Raw genomic sequence first — 20471 nt, 5'->3', positions numbered from 1 at the left:
CGCACTACGCTGGGCCGATCGGCGGACACACGACCGGACGGAGCCCGCGTGGCCTGTGACCTCTGGCTGGTACCCCTTGTCGACGTGCTGTGCCACAGCCCCGACAACCCCTTCGCGGAAGAGATCGCCTCGTACGACAAGGCGCTCGGCGAGGCCGGACTGCCGTCCGTGCCCGTCTTCGCCTACATGCCCGGGCTGTCGGGGGACGTGGCCCCGGTGGCCGGCTTCGACTACGACGCCCTGCACTTCCTGCGGCGCGCCTACCTGCTCCAGCTCTGCGGACTGCCGGTGACCCCGGTGGACGAGCTGGGCGGCGACTACGAGCAGCTGCTGGAGATGTTCGAGTCCACGGCCCAGCAGTCGCACCTGGTGTGGCACTACGACCACGCCGGGGCGTACGTGCCGGTGGACTTCGCGATGCCGCTGGCCAACGAGGAGCTGCTGGCCGGGGGCGGGCCGCTGGGTTCCGCGCAGGGCCTGCTCCGCGAGCTGGCGTTCGTGGGTCCCGCGATCGGGATCGACCCGGGGAACCCGCCCGCGCCGCCCGCGCCGCCGGGACGGCCGACCTCGCTGGAGGAACCGGCCGGGCCGATTCCCTACGACGACAGCCCCTTCGCCCGTGAGCGGCACGTGTGGCTGGGGCTGCACGCGGCGGCGACGCGGAGCCTCGGCCAGGGGTCGATGATCATCTTCAGCTGATCGCAGGGCGGGGCCGGACCCGGCCCCGCCCCACGATCACCTCGGCTGCTCCGGCGGCCGCTGGCGCGGCATGTTCGGGCGGGTGCCCGGGGGGAGCGGGAAGCGCACGGGCGCGGCGCCCGCTTCCGCGCGGGCGCCGGAGACGCCCAAGGACTGCATGACCAGCGGCGCCGGACCCGAGCGGAACTCCACCATCCAGTCCGCGGTCTCGGAGCGCACGAGCTCCGTCACGTCCTCCTGGAAGCGCCGCAGTACGGACAGGCAGCGGTCCGCGGCCTCGCTGGCGGTGCCCTCGGTCGGGCCGAGCACCTCGCGGACGTTCTCCGACGCCCAGTCGAACTGGAGCGTCTGGAGTCTTCGCTGGACCGCCTGCGCCGTCGCCACGTCCCGCATCCACCCCGAGGTCAGCCCGAAGAACCGGTCACAGGCCAGACAGGCCGCGCCGAGGAGCAGCGCGAGGTAGCCGTACGTCGCCAGCCCCGGCGCGGACCCGGTCAGCTCCAGCAGCGGCATCGCGGCGCCGGCGAGCACGCCGGCGGCGGCCCCGGCCCGCAGGATCCGGGCGCCGCGCCGCTTGCGGGCGCGGTCGCCGAGGTACCACGCGGCGGTGCGCAGGGCGTCTTCCTCGACGCGTCGGTACAGCTCGTCGAGCCGCTCGGCGGGCTCGCCCCAGTCTCCGAGGGGGAAGGGTCGGCCGGTCAGATCGCCCGCGGCGGCCATCGGTCCGCCGCCCTCCTCCCGGGGATCCCGAGGTGGCCCCTCGGGCTGCATCTCCGGCTGGCTCACCCGGCACTCCCTTTGCCTGCGCTGACGTGTGGTGGTGCGCGTGTGCGCAATGGTGCGCATGCCCTTCCTACCTCCGAACGGCGGGCGATGGGCGACGAATCCCGGGATTTCCGCCCGCAAGGGGGCCTTGATCAGGTACGTGCACGCCCCACCCTCACTCGAAAGAGTTGGTCTTCACGGCGTAGGGCGCGGCGCTCGGGGAGCACGTAGGCTCGGTTTCACCCGTAACAGTGCGACGTATGGAGTGAGTGACCAGTGATCCCCGGCGGTGGCCAGCCCAACATGCAGCAGCTGCTCCAGCAGGCCCAGAAGATGCAGCAGGACCTCGCCGCGGCCCAGGAGGAGCTGGCCCGCACCGAGGTCGACGGCCAGGCGGGCGGCGGTCTGGTCAAGGCCACGGTGACCGGCTCCGGCGAGCTGCGCGCGCTGGTGATCGACCCGAAGGCCGTGGACCCGGAGGACACCGAGACGCTGGCCGACCTGGTGGTCGCCGCGGTCCAGGCGGCCAACGAGAACGCGCAGGCGCTCCAGCAGCAGAAGCTGGGCCCGCTGGCCCAGGGCCTGGGCGGCGGCAGCATCCCCGGCCTCCCGTTCTAAGCATTCCCCACCCCCCGGCGGCAGCAGCCCCCGGCGCACGCGAAAGAAGGCAGTCCGTTGTACGAAGGCGTGGTCCAGGACCTGATCGACGAACTGGGCAGGTTGCCCGGCGTCGGGCCCAAGAGCGCGCAGCGGATCGCCTTCCACATCCTGCAGGCCGAGCCCACCGACGTCCGCCGCCTCGCGCACACGCTGCTGGAGGTCAAGGACAAGGTCCGCTTCTGCGAGGTGTGCGGGAACGTGGCGCAGGAGCAGCGGTGCAACATCTGCCGCGACCCGCGCCGGGACCTGACGGTGATCTGCGTGGTCGAGGAGTCCAAGGACGTCGTCGCGATCGAGCGGACGCGTGAGTTCCGGGGCCGGTACCACGTCCTGGGCGGCGCCATCAGCCCGATCGAGGGCGTCGGACCGGACGACCTGAGCATCCGCGAGCTGCTGGCGCGCCTCGCGGACGGGGCGGTGACGGAGCTGATCCTGGCCACCGACCCCAACCTGGAGGGCGAGGCGACGGCGACGTACCTCGCCCGGATGATCAAGCCCATGGGCCTCAAGGTCACCCGCCTGGCCAGCGGGCTCCCCGTCGGGGGAGACTTGGAGTACGCGGACGAGGTCACGCTCGGGCGGGCCTTTGAAGGAAGGCGACTTCTCGATGTCTGACGCAACGCTGCACGCCCTGGGCCAGGATCCGGACGACTTCGCCGTCCAGATCTCGGACCAGATCGAGTCCTTCATCGTCGCCGTCACCGAGGTGGCCAAGGGCGAGGACCCGGACAGCGCGGTGCCGTTCCTGCTGCTGGAGGTCTCCCAGCTGCTGCTGGCCGGCGGCCGGCTGGGAGCGTACGAGGACGTCGTGCCCGACGAGCGCTACGAGCCGGACATCGGGCCCGAGCCGGGCGTGGACGAGCTGCGCGAGCGGTTCGCGCTGATGCTGGACCCCGTCGACGTGTACTCCGAGGTCTTCGACCCCTACGAGCCGCGCAAGGCGCCCGTCGCGCACCGGATCTCCGACGACCTGGCCGACGTGGTCGCGGACCTGCGCCACGGCCTGGCGCACTACCGTGCGGGCCGCACCACCGAGGCGCTCTGGTGGTGGCAGTTCTCGTACTTCTCCAACTGGGGATCGACGGCCTCGGCCACCCTGCGGGCCCTGCAGTCGCTCGTCGCCCACGTCCGCCTCGACCAGCCCCTCCAGGAGCTGGACGGCCTGGACACGGACGAGGACCTGGCCGAGGAGGACCTCGCGGAGCAGGCCGGGCTGGTGATGGCGCAGGAGATCGCGGGCCCGCTGGGCCTGCGCAAGACGTAGCACCGCCACCGGAATCAACGGCTCCGTGCGGGAACCCGTTCTTTGATCTTTTCGTCTCATGATGTGGTACGAGACGGTCGGATCGCGGCCGCTCGTTAGACTGCACCCGCAAACTGACGGACTTGATCGAGGAGCGCACGTGGGCCTAGTCGTGCAGAAGTACGGAGGCTCCTCCGTAGCGGATGCCGAGGGCATCAAGCGGGTCGCCAAGCGGATCGTCGACGCCAAGAAGGACGGCCACCAGGTCGTCGTCGTGGTGTCGGCGATGGGCGACACGACGGACGAGCTGATCGATCTCGCCGAGCAGGTGTCTCCGATGCCTGCCGGGCGTGAATTCGACATGCTGCTGACCGCGGGAGAGCGGATCTCCATGGCCCTGCTGGCCATGGCGATCAAAAACCTGGGCCACGAGGCCCAGTCGTTCACCGGCAGCCAGGCCGGTGTGATCACCGACTCGGTCCACAACAAAGCGCGCATCATCGATGTCACGCCGGGCCGGATCCGTACCGCGCTGGACGGGGGCAACATCGCCATCGTCGCCGGCTTCCAGGGCGTCTCCGCGGACAGCAAGGACATCACCACCCTCGGTCGCGGCGGGTCGGACACGACCGCCGTCGCCCTGGCCGCGGCGCTCGACGCCGAGGTCTGCGAGATCTACACCGACGTCGACGGCGTCTTCACCGCGGACCCCCGCGTCGTGAAGAAGGCCCAGAAGATCGACTGGATCTCCTCCGAGGACATGCTGGAGCTGGCCGCGTCCGGTTCCAAGGTGCTGCTGCACCGTTGCGTGGAATACGCGCGCCGTTACAACATCCCGATCCACGTCCGCTCCTCCTTCTCCGGACTGCGCGGCACCTGGGTCAGCAACGAGAATCCGCAAGGGGACGAGCCGGTGGAGCACGCCATCATCTCCGGAGTCGCTCACGACGTCTCCGAAGCCAAGATCACGGTCGTCGGTGTGCCGGACAAGCCGGGCGAGGCCGCGGCCATCTTCCGCGCCATCGCGGACGCCGAGATCAACATCGACATGATCGTGCAGAACGTGTCCGCCGCCTCCACGGGCCTGACGGACATCTCCTTCACCCTCCCCAAGTCCGAGGGCCACAAGGCCATCGACGCCCTGGAGAAGGCGAAGGGCGCGATCGGCTTCGACTCGCTGCGCTACGACGACCAGATCGGCAAGATCTCCCTGGTCGGCGCGGGCATGAAGACGAACCCGGGCGTCACCGCCTCGTTCTTCCAGGCCCTGTCCGACGCGGGCGTGAACATCGAGCTGATCTCGACCTCCGAGATCCGCATCTCGGTGGTCACCCGCCAGGACGACGTCAACGAGGCCGTCCGCGCCGTGCACTCGGCCTTCGGCCTCGACTCCGACAGCGACGAAGCGGTCGTCTACGGAGGCACGGGACGTTGAACGCGGCCGTCGACCGGTCCTCCGCCCCGGCGCTCGCCGTGGTCGGGGCGACCGGCGCGGTCGCCGCGGTGCTGCTCCAGATGCTGTCCCAGCGGGCGGACGTCTGGGGCGGCATCCGCCTGATCGCCTCCCCGCGCTCGGCCGGCCGCCGGCTGACCGTGCGCGGCGAGGAGTGCGAGGTGCTCGCCCTCACCGAGGACGCCTTCGACGGCCTCGGCGCGGGCGACGTGGTGATCTTCCTGACCCCGGCCGAGGTGTCGGCCCGCTGGGCGCCGGTCGTGACCGCCCGGGGCGCCGCCGTGGTCGACCACTCCGCCGCCTTCCGCGGCGATCCCGAGGTGCCGCTGGTGGTGCCCGAGATCAACGCGCACGCCGTACGGATCCGCCCGCGCGGGATCGTCGCCGGGCCGGACTCCGTCACCGCCGCGATGATCGCGGCGGTGGGCGCGCTGCACGCCGAGTACGCGCTGACCGGGCTGGTGGTCTCCTCGTACCAGGCCGCGAGCGCCGAGGGCCGGGCCGGCTCCGAGGTGCTGCGCCGTCAGCTGGCCGTGGTCGCCGGGACGGATCTGGGCGAGCACACGGGCGACGTGCGCCGTGCCGTGGGCGAGGACACCGGGCCCTTCGCGGCGCCGCTCGTCCTCAATGTGGTGCCGTGGTCCGGCGAGCTGCGCGCGGACGGCTGGTCCTCGCACGAGCTGGCCGTACGGGCGGAGGTCCGCCGGATCCTGGGGCTCGACGCGCTCGCGGTGTCCGTGACCTGCGTACAGGTGCCGGTCATGACCGGCCATTCGCTGACGGTCCGGGCCGCCTTCGAACAGCCGGTCGAGTTGGTGCGGGCCCGTGAGATCCTGGAGGCCGCCCCCGGCGTGGTCCTCGTGGACGACCCGGCGGCGGGGGAGTTCCCGACGCCCGTGGACGCCGCGGGCACCGATCCGGCCTGGGTGGGCCGGGTGCGGGTGTCCCTGGACGACCCCCGCGCGCTGGAGTTCTTCGTCTGCGCGGACAACCTCCGCAAGGGCGTCGCCCTGAACGCGACCCAGATCGCGGAACTGATTGCTGGTGAATTCGCGTAATTCGCTTTGTAGGATCGGGAGCGATCCCTTGATCAAGGTGAAGAGCGGTTACGCATGAGGGCGGGCGACACGATGCTGGTGGGGCTGCCGTACGCGTACAACCCTGACCGGGGGACGCGTGTCCAACTGGCGTGGCAGAGGCATTGCTCGACTTCGTGGTTCCACCGGTGCGCCCCGGGATCCTTCCGGTACGGCGGCGCTCGCCGCGCTCCGCTCCCGGCGGCGGCGGCGGTCTCCCGGTGATCGTGCCCCTTCCGGCGGGACCGCCGGCTTCCACCGCGTCGGCCGTGCCCGGCGCGAAGGCCCGGGGGGGATTCGTGCCCTCCCCGCGTGACGGCGCCGAGGGCGCGGCGCCGGCCGAGCCGGTGGCGTCCGCGGAGCCCGTGGCTCCGGCGCCCGTGGCGGCGGCGCCCGAGGTGGCCGTCGGCACCACCGTCGACCACCTCACCGAGACCTACCAGGCGCACTACCGCTCCCTGCTGGGCCTGGCCGCGCTGCTCCTGGACGACACCGCCTCCTGCGAGGACGTGGTCCAGGAGGCGTTCATCCGGGTCCACTCCGCGCGCAGCCGGGTCCGCGAGCCCGAGAAGACGCTGGCGTACCTGCGCCAGACCGTCGTGAACCTCTCCCGCTCCGCGCTGCGCCGCCGCATCATCGGGCTCAAGCTGCTGTCGAAGCCGATGCCCGACATGGCGAGCGCCGAAGAGGGCGCGTACGAGCAGCTGGAGCGGGACGACCTGATCAGATCGATGCGCGGACTGCAACGGCGCCAGCGCGAGGTGCTGGTGCTGCGCTACTTCGCGGACATGACGGAGGCCCAGGTCGCCGAGACGCTCGGGATATCCCTCGGCTCGGTGAAGGCGTACGGATCGCGGGGCATTGCCGCGCTGCGGGTGGCGATGGAGGCTGCGCAGTCATGAACGACCAGGTGAACCGTTCCAGCGGGACGCACGACGAGGATCCCGGTGGCGTCGTGCAGGAGCACGAGCTGCGCGGGCTGCTGCACGGAGCCGTCGGGGGCCTGACGCCCTCGGAGGGCGCGCTGGAGCGGCTGCGCCACGCCGTCCCGGCCCGCCGGGCCCGTAAGCGCCAGGTCGTCATCGGCGCCGCCGCGGCCGTGCTGCTGTGCGGGACCGCGGTCCCGGCAGCCCTGCACCTGACGGCGGCCGAGGGCGCGCCCGGCGAGCACTCCGCGATGGCGGGCCACGGCACTGCCGTGGACGGCGACCGAGAGGGCCCCTCGGACCCGCACGCCGCCGGCGGCGACGCGTTCGCACAGCCCCCGAAGGCCCCGGCCACCAGCCAGGGCGCCACCGCGGGCGGCGCCACCAGTACGCCGCAGCCGGGCCCCTCGACGCAGGCCGCCGGGGGCAGCGGCACCGGACCGGCCGCCACGGGCGCGGCGGCCGGGGGCGGCCCGCTGCCCCCCGCCGCGCCGGGCGCGCCCGGCTGCGCCGAGGCCCAGCTCGGGGTGCGCGCCACCACCGGCGGCGCCGAGGCGGACGGCAAGGTGTACGGCAGCTTCCGCGTCACCAACGTCTCCGTCAGCGGCTGTACGGTCACCGGGGCCGACACCGTCACGGCGGCCCCGGCAGCGGGCGCGGCCGCCGGCCAGGCCCCGGTCACGGTCCTCGCGCACACCGCGGGCGATCCGGCGACCGGCCTGCCCGACCCGGCCACGGAGACGCCCGGCCTGGTCCTCCAGCCGTCCATGGGCTACGAGGTGCGCTTCGCCTGGGTGCCCGACCCCACCTGCACGACGGGCGCGGCGGAACCGGGCGGCAAGCCCGCGCAGGGCGGCGCCGCGCAGCTGCAGGGCGCCGGGCCGGACACCGACGCCGCCGCGGGCGGACAGCCGAGCGCTGGCCCGACCCCGGAGACCGGCGGGGTCGAGCTCACGCACGCCGTGCGCCCGGGGGCGGCCGCCACCCGCACCACCGTCCCCACGAAGTGCGCGGGCACGGTCTACCGCACGGGCGTCATCGCAGTGGAGGCGGCGCCGAAGCCGTAGCGGGGGTGGCGGCGGCGTCCGCCGGGCTCGTGGCCGGGTCCGGCGGCAGCAGCCCGGCCTCCGCGTCGCGCAGGGTCTCCACCTCGCGCCGGTAGAGCCGGAACCACATGAAGAGCACGAAGGCCGAGAAGACGAACCACTCGCCGGTGTAGCCGAGGTTCTGGAATGCCTTGAGGTCGAGCCCGGTGTTCGCCGGCGCCTTGGCCGGTACCGGAATCATCCCGTCCGAGGGGGTCGGCACGGTCAGCCACGCGTCGTACAGCCCGTACGGCACCAGGTTGACCAGCGAGGCCGACCCGATCACGCCGAGCTGTCCGGCGGGCAGACCGCCCTGGGAGTGGACGCCCTTGCTGCTGGAGCTCTCCGGGGCCTGGAGCACCCCGGAGACCTGGACCCGACCGGTCGGCGCCGCCGGCGCCCTGGCCGCGTCCGCGGTCCCCGGGAGCCAGCCGCGCACCACCGGGACGGCCTTGCCGCCGTCGGTGCGCAGCAGGGTCAGCACGTAGAAGCCGGACTTCCCGTCGAGCTGGCGCTCCGGGACCAGCAGCTGTTCGGCGTACTCCCCGGAGACGGAGGCGAGACGTCCGGAGGTCCGGGTGTCCACCGGGAGCAGGGAGTCCAGCGGGGCGGCGACCTGGTCGGCCGGGCGCTCGGCGCTCGCCTCCCGGTGGCTGCCGACGCGGTCCTCGAAGCGGCCGAGCTGCCACGTCCCCATGAACAGACAGAAGGGAACGGCCAGCACGACGAAGACGTTGATCCCCCACCAGCGCGGGGTCAGGAGAAACCGGTGCACCCCACCACCGTACGGGGGGCGCACCGGTCGCTCGGTCCCGGGTCGGGCCGGGTTCAGGCCGAGGCGCCCTGCGGCAGGTGCTTCAGCGCGAACTCCAGCTCCATCCGGACCTGCTTGATCCGCTCCTCCACGACCAGCGAACCGTGCCCGGCGTCGTAGCGGTAGACCTCGTGCTCGGCGCCGCGCGCCACCAGCCGCTCGACGTAGTTGTCGATCTGCCGGATCGGACAGCGCGGGTCGTTCACGCCCGCCGCGATGTGCACGGGCGCCCGCACCGCGTCCACGTACGTCAGCGGGGACGAGGCGGCGAAGCGGTCCGGCACCTCCTCGGGCGTCCCGCCGAAGAGGGTCCGGTCCAGCGCCTTGAGCGGCTCCATCTCGTCCTCGTACGCCGCCACGTAGTCGGCGACGGGCACCGCGGCCAGCCCCACCGCCCACACCTCGGGCTGGGTGCCCAGCCCGAGCAGGGTCAGGTAGCCGCCCCACGAGCCGCCGGACAGCACCAGGCGCGCCGGATCGGCGAGCCCGGACTCCACCGCCCACGCGCGCACCGCGTCGATGTCCTCCAGCTCGATCAGGCCGACCCGGTGCTTGAGCGCGTCGGTCCACTCGCGGCCGTAGCCCGTCGAGCCCCGGTAGTTGACCCGGACCACCGCGAAGCCGTGGTCGAGCCAGGCCGCGGGGGTGGCCGCGAAGGCGTCGCTGTCGTGCCAGGTCGGCCCGCCGTGGATCTCGAAGATGGTCGGGAAGGGACCCTCGCCGTGCCCGGTCGGGCGCTGCGCCAGCGCGTGGATCCGCCCGCCCGGTCCCTCGACCCACACGTCCTCGACGGGCACGGAGCCCGGCGGCCGGAAGCCCGGCGGGTCCAGCACCACCGCGCCGGTGGTGGACCGGACCGAGGCGGGCTCGGCGGCCGAGGACCACTGGTACTCGACGGTGCCGTCGGGGCGGGCGGTCGCGCCCGAGACCGTACCGGGCGGGGTGTCCACCCGGACCAGCTCGCGCGTCGCGAGGTCGTAGCGCCACAGCTCGCCGCGCGCCTCGAACTCGTGCGCGATCAGCAGGGCGGTGCCGTCCGGGTACCACTCGGCGCTCACGTCGCCGGGCAGGTCGATCTCCAGGTCCTCCTGGGTGCCCGCCGCGACGTCCCAGACCATCGGCTCCCAGCGGCCGCGCCGCTGGTGGCCGACCAGCAGCCGGGCGTCCCCGGCGACGGGCGCGAAACCGAGCGCGGACAGCCCCAGCTCCCGCGTGCCGCCCTCGGTGTCGTCCAGCTCGGCGACGGTCGCCCCGTCCAGGGTGACCACGCGCAGCGAGGAGTGCATCGCGTCGCCGTGCTCGGTGTGCTCGATGACGACGAGGGTGCCGTCGCGGGAGAGGTCGCCCACACCCGCCGACTCGTGGTGCCGGTAGATCTCCACCGGCTCCGCGCCGGGGCGCACGACGTGCAGCGTCGAGCCCTCCTCGTCGGTGGACCGGCCGACCACGGCAGTGCCGTCCCGGCCGATCGCCAGGCCGCCCGGGTACGAGGGCTCCAGGCCCGGGGTCGCGGGCTCGTCCGGGCCGCCCTCGAAGGGCTGGCGCACCCAGACGCCGAACTCGTCGCCGTCGGTGTCGGAGAACCACCAGATCCAGGCGCCGTCGGGGGAGAGGGTGCCGTCGGTGGTCCCGTTCGGGCGGTCCGTGGCCTGCCGCTGGGCGCCGCTCGCGCGGTCCCAGGCGTACAGCTCGTACGTCCCCGTCGCGTTGGAGACGAAGAGGCTGCGGTCCGGGGCGTCCTCGGCCCAGTCGGGCAGCCCGACGCGCGGGGCCCGGAACCGCTTCTCCCAGTCGGGCATGGCGGGCGGGGCACTCACGTCGCTGCTCACATCGCTGGTCATGCGCCCCATTCTTGCCGCACCGGGCGTCGGGATGCCGCCGGATTGGCAGCCGTACCGCTATAACGTCACGGTATGCGGATGATCGTCCGGGGTGCCCGGCTGCACACAGGAGAGGGACGGGGCGCGGTCGCCGCCAGCCTCGTCGACGTCGAGGTGGCCGAGGACGGCCGGATCGCCCACCTCATCCCGCACGACGACGAGCGGGAGCCGCCGATGACGGGGACCCTCATCGAGGCGCACGGCGGGCTGCTGACCGCGCCCTTCGTCGAACCGCACGTCCACCTCGACACCGCGCTGACCGCCGGCCAGCCGCGCCCGAACGCCTCCGGCACCCTCTGGGAGGGCATCGCCTGCTGGAGCGAGCGCAAGCGGACGCTGACCCGCGAGGACGTCGTCGCGCGCGCCACCGAGGTGTTGCGCTGGCAGGCCGCCCAGGGCGTGCTGTACGTCCGGACGCACTGCGACGTCACCGACCCCGGCCTGATCGCGCTCGACGCCCTGGCGGAGGTCCGCGACCGGGTGCGGGACGTGCTGACCCTCCAGATCGTGGCCTTCCCGCAGGAGGGCATCGTCTCCTTCCCGGACGGCGAACGCCTGATGCGCGAGGCGGTGGTCCGCGGCGCGGACGTGATCGGCGCGATCCCGCACTACGAGGACACCCGCGAGGACGGGGTCGACTCGCTGCGCTTCGCCTTCGAACTCGCCGAACGGCACGGGCTGCGCGTGGACGCCCACTGCGACGAGATCGACGACGAGCAGTCGCGCTTCGTGGAGGTACTGGCGACCCTGGCCCTGCGCTCCGGACTGCGCGGGCGCGCGACCGCCTCGCACACGACGGCGATGGGCTCCTACAACGGCGCCTACAGCTTCAAGCTCCAGCGGCTGCTGGAGCGTTCCGGGATCAACCTGGTGAGCAACCCCTTCGCGAACCTCAACCTCCAGGGCCGCTTCGACGGCTACCCCAAGCGGCGCGGCCTCACCCAGGTCAAGGAGATGCTGGCGGCGGGGGTCAACGTGGCCTTCGGGCACGACGACGTGATGGACCCGTGGAACGCCCTGGGCACCGGGAACCCGCTCCAGACCGCCCTGGTGGGCCTGTACGCGGCCCAGCTGACGGGAACGGACGAGATCCCCACCGCGTTCTCCATGGTGACGGACCGCGCGGCCCGGGTGCTCGGGCTCGACGAGGACGCGTACGGCATCGCGGAGGGCGCCCCCGCCAACTTCGTGCTGCTGCCCGCCCCTTCGCCGTCCGAGGCGCTGCGCCGCCAGGTCCGGCCGCGCTTCGTCGTCTCGCGCGGCCGGGTCCTGGCCGAGACCCCGGTGGCGCCGACCCGGCTGAGCTGGCCGGGGGAGGACCCGGCGCCGGTGGATTTCCACCCCCGCCTACAGTGACCGGCGTCAACCGACGTCAGGCGGAGGGGAACCGAGCGATATGTGGACCGTAGCGGGACGATCGGCCGAGGTGGCACGGGAGATCGCGGCGGAGTACGCCGACGAGGCGCTCCTCAACCATTCCGTGCGCTCCTACGCCTTCGGCGCGCGGTACGCCGCCGAGCACGGCCTGGCCTATGACGAGGAGCTGTTCTACGTCGCCTCGCTCCTTCACGACCTGGGCCTGACCGCGCCCTTCGACAGCCACACCCTCCCCTTCGAGGAGGCGGGCGGCCACGTGGCCCGCGTGCTCACGGCGGGCCTCGGCTGGGCTCCGGCGCGGCGCGCCCGCGCCGAGGAGGTCATCGTGCTGCACATGCGCGAGGACGTCACGGCCGAGGAGGACGTGGAGAGCCACCTCCTGCAGGTGGGCACCAGCGCCGACGTGTCGGGCCTGCGGGTGGAGGAGTTCGACGAGCGCTTCCGCGCCGAGCTGCTGCGGGCCTACCCGCGGGCCGACTTCGGGCCGTCCTTCCTGGCCCTCTTCGAGGACCAGGCGGCCCGCAAGCCGCACTGCTCGGCCGCCGGCCTGGTCGCGAACGGCATAGCCGGGCGGATCGCGAAGAACCCCCTGGGCTGAGGATCCCGCCGGCCGGGGAACCGCGGGTCCGCCTGTCGGGCCTGCCGGCCGCGGGGCCCCGGCGTCGGTAGCCTGCGCCCATGTCATGGGACTGGGACGAGGACGGCGCCGCGCACCCGCTGGGGCTGCGCCGGTCCGGGCGCAGCGAGCTGGAGCCGGACCGGCTGCCCGAGGTGCGCGAGTTGGAGGTGCTCGGCTGGGAGCCGGCGCCCGAGCAGGCGCTGTGGGTGTTCCTGCCGTACGTGTGGCCCGCGCCCGCCCGGACCTGGGTGGCGGACCGGGCCACGCGCTGGGCGGTGGAGACCCGGATGGACGGCCACGGCACGGTCACCGACGTGGAGTGCGCCCCGCTGTCGGCGGCCGACCTGCACGGGATGGACGCCGAGGCCGACGCGACCCTGTCCGGCCTCGGGCTGCCGCCCCGCCCGGCGGGCCGGCTGTGGCTGGTGCGCCCGGTGGGGCCCTTCGCGGACGTGGCGGGCGTACTGGCCCACCTGTACGCGGTGGCCGAGGAGCGCGCGGTGGAGCCCGCGGCGACCCGGCCGTTCATGGAACTGGTCCGCGACGAGCTGACGGCCCTGCTGGACGCGTCGGGCTGAGGGGCGCGGGTCGGCGGTCGGCGGGGGGTGCCGGGGGCGCCGGGTGCCGGTCCGTCGGGGTGCCGGGGCGCCGGTCCGTTGCCCTGCCGGGGCGCGGGGATTCGTACCGGCGGCCTGCTGGAATGATCGCGGGTATGCCCTTCGACGCCTTCTCCTTCACCCTCTCCCTGGCCGCGCTGCTGGTGGTGCTGGTGTGCGCGGTGGCCCGCCCCTTCGGCCGCCCCGAGGCGTTCTTCGCCGTTCCGGCCGCCGCCGTGGTCATCGGCTGCGGGGCGATCGGGACGGACGCCGTCCGGGAGGAGGCGGAGCGCCTCGGCCCGGTCATCGGCTTCCTCGCCGCCGTCCTCGTCCTCGCGAAGCTCTGCGCCGACGAGGGCCTCTTCCACGCCTGCGGAACCTGGATGGCCCGCTGGTCGGCGGGCCGCCCCCGGCGCCTGCTCGGCGCGGTCTTCGCGCTCGCCTCGCTGATCACGGCGGCGCTGAGCCTGGACGCGACCGTCGTCCTGCTCACCCCGGTCGTCTTCGCCACCGCCGCGCGCATGGGCGCCCGGCCCGCGCCCCACCTCTACGCGTGCGCGCACCTGTCGAACACCGCGTCCCTGCTGCTGCCCGTCTCCAACCTCACCAACCTGCTCGCCTTCACCGCGAGCGGCCTGAGCTTCACCCGGTTCGCCGTCTTGATGACCCTGCCGTGGCTGGTCGCGATCGGGGTCGAGTACGTCGTCTTCCGCCGGTTCTTCGCCGCCGACCTCGACGCCGAACCGACCGGGCCGGACGCCCTGGAGCCGCCCGAGCTGCCGCTCTTCGCGCTGCTGACGGTGGCGGGGACCCTGGGCGGCTTCGCGGTCGCCTCGGCGGTCGGGGCCGACCCGGCCTGGGCCGCGGCGGCGGGGGCCCTGGTGCTGGGGGTCCGGGCACTGGCCCGGCGCCGCACCACCCCGGCCGCGATCGTCCGCTCGGCGGCGCTGCCGTTCCTGGCGTTCGTGCTGGCCCTGGGCATCGTCGTCCGGGCGCTGGTGGACAACGGCCTCGGTGCGGCCCTGGCCCACGTCGTCCCGGCCGGCACCGGCCTGCCCGCGCTGCTCGGCCTGGCCGCGCTGGCCGCCGTACTGGCCAACCTGATCAACAACCTGCCGGCGGTGCTGGCCCTGGTGCCGCTGGTGGCACCCGCGGGTCCGGGCGCGGTGCTCGCCGTGCTCCTGGGCGTGAACATCGGCCCGAACCTCACCTACGCGGGCTCCCTGGCCACCCTGCTGTGGCGGCGCATCGCGCACCACCACGAACACGAGGTCCGGCTCGTCGAGTTCACCCACCTCGGCCTGCTGACCACCCCGGCGGCGCTGGCCCTGTCCACCTCGGCCCTGTGGGTGTCGCTGCGCCTGACCGGAACGGCCTGACCCGGGCCGCGGTCAGAGCGCGAGGACCTTGGCGAGGTGGGCGAGCAGCTCCGGCGCGCTCGGCGGGGCGAGCCGCGCCGCGAGGTAACCGTCGGGGCGGACCAGGAAGGCGGTCGGCTCCCGTACGTCGTACAGTCGGGCGAACTCGCCCCGCCCGTCCCCGAGGACGGGCACCGGCGACGCGCCGTCCGCCCCGGTGTCGGCCAACACCGCGAAGGTCGCGATCCGGCCCGGCGCCGCGTCCCGGACGGCGGCCGCGAGGGCGCCGAAACCGTCCGCGCTCGGCCCGGGCCCGTACAGCACCAGCACGTGTTCGCGGCCGCGCAGCAGGTCGAACAGGCGCAGTGGGTACGTCGCGATCGCCCGGGTCAGCCCGCCGCAGTCGGGGGCCCGGTCCCCGGCCCGCGGCCCGCTGCCGTCGCCCGCGTCCCCCACCACGGGGCTTCCCCGGTAGCCGACCAGGAGTTGGGCCTCGCGCAGCAGGAGCGTCCGCGGGTCGCCCGGGTCCGCCTGGACCCCGTGGGCGGCGTGCCGGACCGTGCGGCTGACGACCTCCTCGCCGACCGGCCGGCGCTCGGCGTCGTAGCTCGCGAGCAGGCCCGGCGCCGCCGCGCCCTCGACGGCCAGCGCCAGCTTCCAGGCCAGGTTCCAGGCGTCCTGGATGCCGGTGTTCATGCCCTGCGCACCGGTCGGCGGGTGGATGTGCGCGGCGTCCCCGGCGACGAATGCCCGCCCGTCCCCGTACCGGTCGACCAGCCGGTGGCTGATCCGGAACACGGAGGACCAGCGCAGCGCGGACGCGGTCGTGGGCGTCGGCGACAGCCGGTCCAGGACGGCCTGGATGTCCGCCAGCCCCGGCTCCCGCCCGCCGCCGGCGCCCAGCCCGTGCGCGATCCCGTCCCCTCCCGCGGCCGCTTCCCCCGTGCCGGCCGCGGACAGCTCGGGCGCCAGCTTCATGGAGACCCGGTACCGGCCGGCGCCGGGCAGCGGGATGCACACCAGCCCGTCGTCGACCTCGCCCCGCGCGTCGTGGTGCATCGCGCGCACCGCGTAGCCGTAGGGGAGGTCCCACCCGAGCTCCACGTCGGCGAGCATGTACTCCTCCGGGAAGGCTCCGCCCTCGAAGGACAGCCCGAGCCCCTTGCGCACGGTGCTGTGCGCGCCGTCGCACCCCACCAGGAAGCGGGCGCGCACCTCCTCCTCACCGCCCGGGGTGCGCAGCAGAGCGGTCACCCCCTCGTCGTCCTGGGCGAAGGACACCAGCTCGGTGGACCGCTCGATGCCCGTCCCGAAGCCGTTCAGGAAGTCCTCCAGGACGCGCTCGGTCTCGTACTGCGGCAGCGCGGCGAAGCCGTAGGGAACGTCGGGCGGCAGCACCATCTCCATCCGGGACTCCGCGACGCCGTTCACGTACGTGAGCTGCCCGCGCAGCGGCACGGCCAGATCGAGGGCGTCCCGCACCAGGCCCATCCGGTCCCACAGCTCCAGGGTGCGCGGCTGGACCCCCACCGCCTTCGCGTACGGCAGCCGGGCCGGGAGCCGCTCGACGAGCCGGCACCGCACCCCGCGCCGCCGCAACTCACAGGCGGCCGTCAACCCGACCGGCCCGGCCCCGACCACCAGCACGTCAGTGGTTCCTGCGGACATACCCGTCACTGGATTCTCCCGGGATGGACCCCCGCGAACGGCTCCCCGCCCTTCATGGTCCCCCCGCAGCCCGGCCCCGGCACCCGGACGCCGTCGCCCATGGGGTCCGCACCACCGGCTGGCCAGTCGCACCCTTACCGGCCTTGGGGCCCGCTTGGGGGGAAGCGGGCACCGAGGTCAGTGCCCGGCGGAGAGCTTCCCGCTGAGGGTGTCGTGCAGGTGGGCGCTGTGCTCGTTCAGGCCGATGATCTCGACGCTCTTTCCGCGCTGCCCGTACTTGGTTTCGATGGCGTCGAGGGCAGCGACGGAGGACGCGTCCCAGATATGGGCGGAGGACAGGTCGATGACGACCTTCTCCGGGTCTCCGGCGTAGTCGAACTGCCCGACGAGGTCGTTGGACGAGGCGAAGAAGAGCGCGCCGGTGACGCAGTAGACGACCTGGCCGCCGTCCGGATCGAGGACGGAGGTGACGTTCGCCAGGTGCGCGACCCGCTTGGCGAAGATGACCATTGCGGTGACGGACCCGGCGACGACGCCGACGGCGAGGTTGTGGGTGGCGACCACGCAGGCGACGGTCAGCACCATGACGGTGATCTCGCCGGCCGGCATGCGCTTCAGCGTCCTGGGCGCGATGGAGTGCCAGTCGAAGGTGGCGAAGCAGACCATCACCATGACGGCGACGAGCGCGGCCATGGGGATCTCGGAGACGACCGGTCCGAAGGCGATGCACAGCACCATCAGGAAGACGCCGGCGAGGAAGGTCGACAGCCGCGTCCGGGCGCCCGAGACCTTCACGTTGATCATCGTCTGGCCGATCATCGCGCAGCCGCCCATGCCGCCGAAGAAGCCGGTGACGATGTTCGCGATGCCCTGGCCCACGGACTCGCGCGTCTTGCTCGACCGCGTGTCGGTGATCTCGTCGACCAGCTTCGCCGTCATCAGCGACTCCATCAGCCCCACCACCGCCATGGCCAGGGCGTACGGGGCGACGAGCGCCAGCGTGTCCAGCGTGAACGGCACGTCCGGAAGGCCGGGAACCGGCAGCGAGGACGGCAGCGCGCCCTTGTCCCCGACGGTCGGCACCGCGATCCCCGCGGCCACGGTGACCGAGGTGAGGACGACGATGGACACGAGCGGTGCCGGGACCACCTTCGTGACCTTCGGGAAGAACACCATCAGCCCGAGCCCGCCGGCGAGCAGCGGGTAGACGGCCCACGGCACGTCCCGCATCTCGGGGACCTGCGCCATGAAGACGAGGATGGCGAGGGAGTTGACGAAGCCGACCATGACCGAACGGGGTATGAAGCGGATCAGCTTCGCGACGCCGAGCGCCCCGAGCGCGATCTGGAAGACACCGGCCAGGATCACCGCCGCGATCATGTAGCCCAGACCGTGTTCCCGGTTGAGCGGCGCGATCACGAGAGCCACGGCGCCCGTGGCGGCGGAGATCATCGCGGGCCGCCCGCCGACGAACGCGATCACGACGGCCATGGTGAACGAGGCGAACAGCCCGATCGCCGGATCCACTCCGGCGATGATCGAGAACGAGATCGCCTCGGGGATCAGCGCGAGCGCGACCACCAGACCGCCCAGCACCTCGGTCCGGAACACCTTGGGCGACAGCCAGGCGGGCGGCCCCGGCCGACGAAGGCCGCGCGGGCGCGAGGGGCTGGAGACAGGGGAGGAAGACAAGACGACACGGACCTCAGGCTCGGGCACGCCCCAACCGGCAGGCGGGCGCGCGGAGAAGACGCGAAGGCGGAGGCCGGCCGGGTTCCTGGAAGAAGCCGACCAAGATCTTCTCCCAGACTTCTCCCAAACGATCCCCATAGACGCAGGAAGGGCCTGACCCGCGATGCGGATCAAGCCCTTGACCTGGTCTTACGAAGTCGGGGTGGCGGGATTTGAACCCACGACCTCTTCGTCCCGAACGAAGCGCGCTGCCAAGCTGCGCTACACCCCGATCGCCGCCCCGGCGGTGTTGCTGCCCTGGCGACATCGATTACTTTAGCGGACCGTCGCCCGGAGACGAAATCCGGTTTTCACGGGGCGCCAGCAGGGGTGGGCGGAAGCGGTCGGCCGTGACCAGGGCCAGTCCCAGGGCGTAGAAGGCGAGGCCGAGGACGAGCCCGTTCACGGCGATCCGGGCGTAGCCGTACTGGGCCACGTCGAGGAAGGGGTAGGTGTACCGGGTCTTGGTGCCCGGCGCCAGCAGGGCGCCGCGGACCAGGGCGAACACCAGGTACGCGAAGGGGAACGCCAGCCACTGCGCCGCGTGCCGCGGGCGCAGGGCGCGCGGGGTCGTGAACACCAGGAAGTCCAGGGCCGCGCCGATCGGGGTGACCGTGTGCAGCAGTTGGTTGGCGACGGCCCGGGCGCCGGTGAGCCGGTCGAGGTCCTCGACCACGTTGAAGGGGCTCGACGGATTGTCCAGCACCAGGTGGAAGACCAGCCCGGTGATCAGGATGAAGAGCAGCACCCCGCCCCGCCACAGCGGGTCGGGCTCCGGGCGACGCTGCCAGGTGCGCACCGCCGCGAGGCCGAAGACCACCGCCACCAGGATGTTCGTCCAGATGGTGAAGAAGCTCAGCACGACGGGAACACTGCCGTAGGCGCACTCGATCACCACGCCCACGGCCGCGGCGAGGGCGATCAGGGCGCGGAGGAGGGCCGTGGCGATCATGCGGTCAGGACGCGGCCGTCAGGGTGAGCAGCGTCGCCTCCGGCGGGCAGGCGAAGCGGACCGGGGTGAACCGGTTGGTGCCGCAGCCCGCCGAGACGTGCAGGTACGAGCGGTGGCCGCCGCTCTCGTGCGTGGAGAGCCCCTTCACCCGCTTGGCGTCCAGGTCGCAGTTGGTGACCAGGGCCCCGTAGAAGGGGACGCACAGCTGCCCGCCGTGCGTGTGCCCCGCGAGGACCAGCGGGTAGCCGTCCGCGGTGAAGGCGTCCAGCGCGCGCAGGTACGGGGCGTGCACGACGGCGAGCGAGAAGTCGGCGTCCGCCTCCGGGCCACCGGCGACCCGCTCGTAGCGGTCCCGCTTGATGTGCGGGTCGTCCAGACCGGTGAAGGCCAGCTCCAGCCCGTCCAGCTTCATCCGCGCCCGGGTGTTGGTCAGGTTCAGCCAGCCGGCCGCGTCGAAGGCGTCCCGCAGGTCCTCCCACGGGTTGTGGACGGCGCCGACGACCGGCTTGTTGCCGTTCAGCCCGTGCCGGCCCTGGACCTTCTCGATCAGGTAGCGCCCCGGATTGCGCAGCCGCGGCCCGTAGTAGTCGTTCGAGCCGAAGACGTACGCGCCCGGGAACTCCATCAGCGGGCCGAGCGCGTCGAGCACCTCCGGCACGCCCTCGGTGTCCGAGAGGTTGTCGCCGGTGTTGACCACGAAGTCGGGCCGCAGCCCCGCCAGGGACTGGAGCCAGGCGCGCTTCTTGCCCTGCCCGCCCACCATGTGGATGTCCGACACCTGGAGGACCCGCAAGGGCCGCATCCCCTGGGGAAGTACCGGGACGGTCACCCGGCGCAGCCGGAAGGACCGTGCTTCGAAACCGGCGGCGTAGGCCACTCCGGCGACTCCGGCCGCGGCGATGCCGGCGGTGACCTTCAGGGGGATTCCGTAACGCGCGTGCATGGGCCCATCGTCGCAGACCGGGAAAACCGAAGGGCGCCAGCGCCCCCGCACCTGGCAGACTCGACCCATGACCACGCTCAAGGCCACGCTCAGGGAAGACCTCACCACTGCCATCAAGGCGCGCGACGAACTCCGCTCGTCCACGCTGCGACTGACCCTCACCGCCATCACCAAGGAGGAGGTCGCGGGCAAGGAAGCGCGCGAGCTCTCCGACGAAGACGTCCTCAAGGTGATCGCCAAGGAAGCGAAGAAGCGCCGCGAAGCCGCCGAGGCCTTCGCGCAGGGTGGTCGGACCGAGCAGGCCGCGCGCGAACTCGCCGAGGGCGAGCTGCTCGACGCCTACCTGCCCAAGCAGCTCAGCGACGACGAGTTGACCGCGATCGTGGCGTCGGCCGTCGAGGAGGCCAAGGCGGCGGGTGCCGAGGGCCCGCGCGCGATGGGCGCCGTCATGAAGATCGTGAACCCGAAGGTCGCCGGGCTGGCGGAGGGCGGGCGCGTCGCCGCCACCGTCAAGAAGCTCCTCTCCTGACCCACGGACGACATGAAGGAGGGGGGACGGGGGGGGGGGGGGGGGGGGGGGGACCCCTCCTCTTTCTTCCTTTCTGGTCGTCCCATGCGGAAGGCGG

20 protein-coding genes and 1 tRNA gene are annotated in these 20471 nt (G+C 73.1%); 13 read left to right on the top strand and 8 right to left on the bottom strand.

The window, feature by feature from the left end; translation table 11 throughout:
- Positions 1-48 precede the first annotated feature (48 nt).
- Positions 49-699 (top strand): hypothetical protein, encoded by a 651-nt coding sequence (locus tag ACZ4UB_RS19465; protein ID WP_354380741.1) that lies wholly within the window; start codon positions 49-51, stop codon positions 697-699.
- A 36-nt stretch (positions 700-735) separates the two neighbouring features.
- Here the strand turns inward: ACZ4UB_RS19465 and ACZ4UB_RS19460 are convergent, their stop codons facing one another.
- Positions 736-1485, bottom strand: a complete 750-nt coding sequence (locus ACZ4UB_RS19460) for an SLATT domain-containing protein (protein WP_354380740.1) — start codon at positions 1483-1485, stop codon at positions 736-738.
- 255 nt (positions 1486-1740) lie between these two features.
- On the opposite strand from ACZ4UB_RS19460, the gene ACZ4UB_RS19455 reads away from it, so the two are divergent.
- The 7 genes from ACZ4UB_RS19455 (at position 1741) to ACZ4UB_RS19425 (ending at position 7889) form a co-directional block, all read left to right on the top strand.
- Complete coding sequence (locus ACZ4UB_RS19455; RefSeq protein ID WP_078562485.1) at positions 1741-2082, top strand: YbaB/EbfC family nucleoid-associated protein; 342 nt, start codon at positions 1741-1743, stop codon at positions 2080-2082.
- 57 nt (positions 2083-2139) lie between these two features.
- Positions 2140-2739, top strand: coding sequence for a recombination mediator RecR (recR, locus tag ACZ4UB_RS19450; protein WP_468071618.1), 600 nt, complete (start codon positions 2140-2142; stop codon positions 2737-2739).
- A complete protein-coding gene (locus ACZ4UB_RS19445; RefSeq protein ID WP_354380738.1) occupies positions 2732-3388 on the top strand; it encodes a DUF5063 domain-containing protein in 657 nt (218 codons plus the stop codon). Before recR ends, ACZ4UB_RS19445 begins: the two co-directional genes overlap by 8 nt.
- A 139-nt stretch (positions 3389-3527) precedes the next feature.
- Positions 3528-4802, top strand: coding sequence for an aspartate kinase (locus ACZ4UB_RS19440; RefSeq protein ID WP_468071616.1), 1275 nt, complete (start codon positions 3528-3530; stop codon positions 4800-4802).
- On the top strand, positions 4799-5878 hold the full coding sequence (locus tag ACZ4UB_RS19435; protein WP_354380736.1) for an aspartate-semialdehyde dehydrogenase: 1080 nt from the start codon (positions 4799-4801) through the stop codon (positions 5876-5878). Before ACZ4UB_RS19440 ends, ACZ4UB_RS19435 begins: the two co-directional genes overlap by 4 nt.
- Positions 5879-6009: 131 nt before the next feature.
- Positions 6010-6798: a SigE family RNA polymerase sigma factor gene (locus ACZ4UB_RS19430; protein WP_468071614.1), complete on the top strand. Its 789-nt coding sequence runs from the start codon at positions 6010-6012 to the stop codon at positions 6796-6798.
- Positions 6795-7889, top strand: coding sequence for a hypothetical protein (locus tag ACZ4UB_RS19425; protein ID WP_468071612.1), 1095 nt, complete (start codon positions 6795-6797; stop codon positions 7887-7889). Before ACZ4UB_RS19430 ends, ACZ4UB_RS19425 begins: the two co-directional genes overlap by 4 nt.
- Here the strand turns inward: ACZ4UB_RS19425 and ACZ4UB_RS19420 are convergent.
- Together ACZ4UB_RS19420 and ACZ4UB_RS19415 are read right to left on the bottom strand one after the other, a co-directional pair.
- Positions 7858-8682 (bottom strand): SURF1 family protein, encoded by an 825-nt coding sequence (locus tag ACZ4UB_RS19420; RefSeq protein WP_468071610.1) that lies wholly within the window; start codon positions 8680-8682, stop codon positions 7858-7860. The two genes, ACZ4UB_RS19425 and ACZ4UB_RS19420, sit on opposite strands and share 32 nt — an antisense overlap.
- Positions 8683-8735: 53 nt before the next feature.
- Complete coding sequence (locus ACZ4UB_RS19415) at positions 8736-10562, bottom strand: S9 family peptidase (protein WP_468071608.1); 1827 nt, start codon at positions 10560-10562, stop codon at positions 8736-8738.
- A 72-nt stretch (positions 10563-10634) separates the two neighbouring features.
- On the opposite strand from ACZ4UB_RS19415, the gene codA reads away from it, so the two are divergent.
- The 4 genes from codA to ACZ4UB_RS19395 all read left to right on the top strand — a co-directional run bounded on the left by codA (position 10635) and on the right by ACZ4UB_RS19395 (position 14572).
- On the top strand, positions 10635-11957 hold the full coding sequence (codA, locus tag ACZ4UB_RS19410; protein ID WP_468071606.1) for a cytosine deaminase: 1323 nt from the start codon (positions 10635-10637) through the stop codon (positions 11955-11957).
- 70 nt (positions 11958-12027) lie between these two features.
- Complete coding sequence (locus ACZ4UB_RS19405; protein ID WP_468071604.1) at positions 12028-12576, top strand: HD domain-containing protein; 549 nt, start codon at positions 12028-12030, stop codon at positions 12574-12576.
- Positions 12577-12656: 80 nt separating this feature from the next.
- Positions 12657-13175 carry a DUF5956 family protein gene (locus ACZ4UB_RS19400; protein WP_468071602.1) on the top strand — a complete coding sequence of 173 codons (519 nt, stop codon included), beginning with the start codon at positions 12657-12659 and terminating at the stop codon, positions 13173-13175.
- Between the two features lie 134 nt (positions 13176-13309).
- Entirely contained in the window at positions 13310-14572 is a 1263-nt protein-coding gene (locus ACZ4UB_RS19395) for an SLC13 family permease (protein ID WP_354380729.1), read from the top strand.
- A gap of 12 nt (positions 14573-14584) precedes the next feature.
- Here ACZ4UB_RS19395 and ACZ4UB_RS19390 read toward each other — a convergent pair whose 3' ends face one another.
- The 5 genes from ACZ4UB_RS19390 to ACZ4UB_RS19370 form a co-directional block, all read right to left on the bottom strand.
- Entirely contained in the window at positions 14585-16219 is a 1635-nt protein-coding gene (locus tag ACZ4UB_RS19390; protein ID WP_468071600.1) for an FAD-dependent monooxygenase, read from the bottom strand.
- 177 nt (positions 16220-16396) lie between these two features.
- Positions 16397-17911 (bottom strand): SulP family inorganic anion transporter, encoded by a 1515-nt coding sequence (locus ACZ4UB_RS19385; protein WP_468071598.1) that lies wholly within the window; start codon positions 17909-17911, stop codon positions 16397-16399.
- A gap of 197 nt (positions 17912-18108) precedes the next feature.
- Positions 18109-18182, bottom strand: a tRNA-Pro gene (locus ACZ4UB_RS19380).
- Between the two features lie 39 nt (positions 18183-18221).
- Entirely contained in the window at positions 18222-18902 is a 681-nt protein-coding gene (locus tag ACZ4UB_RS19375) for a Pr6Pr family membrane protein (protein ID WP_354380716.1), read from the bottom strand.
- A 4-nt stretch (positions 18903-18906) separates the two neighbouring features.
- Positions 18907-19845 (bottom strand): metallophosphoesterase, encoded by a 939-nt coding sequence (locus ACZ4UB_RS19370; RefSeq protein ID WP_468071596.1) that lies wholly within the window; start codon positions 19843-19845, stop codon positions 18907-18909.
- 67 nt (positions 19846-19912) lie between these two features.
- On the opposite strand from ACZ4UB_RS19370, the gene ACZ4UB_RS19365 reads away from it, so the two are divergent.
- Positions 19913-20374, top strand: a complete 462-nt coding sequence (locus ACZ4UB_RS19365) for a GatB/YqeY domain-containing protein (RefSeq protein WP_354380714.1) — start codon at positions 19913-19915, stop codon at positions 20372-20374.
- Positions 20375-20471: the final 97 nt, after the last annotated feature.

This window comes from Streptomyces sp. NPDC028419 (assembly GCF_055565515.1).
The sequence above is the reverse complement of the archived record's forward strand: the minus strand, read 5'-3'. Positions and strand labels throughout refer to the sequence as shown.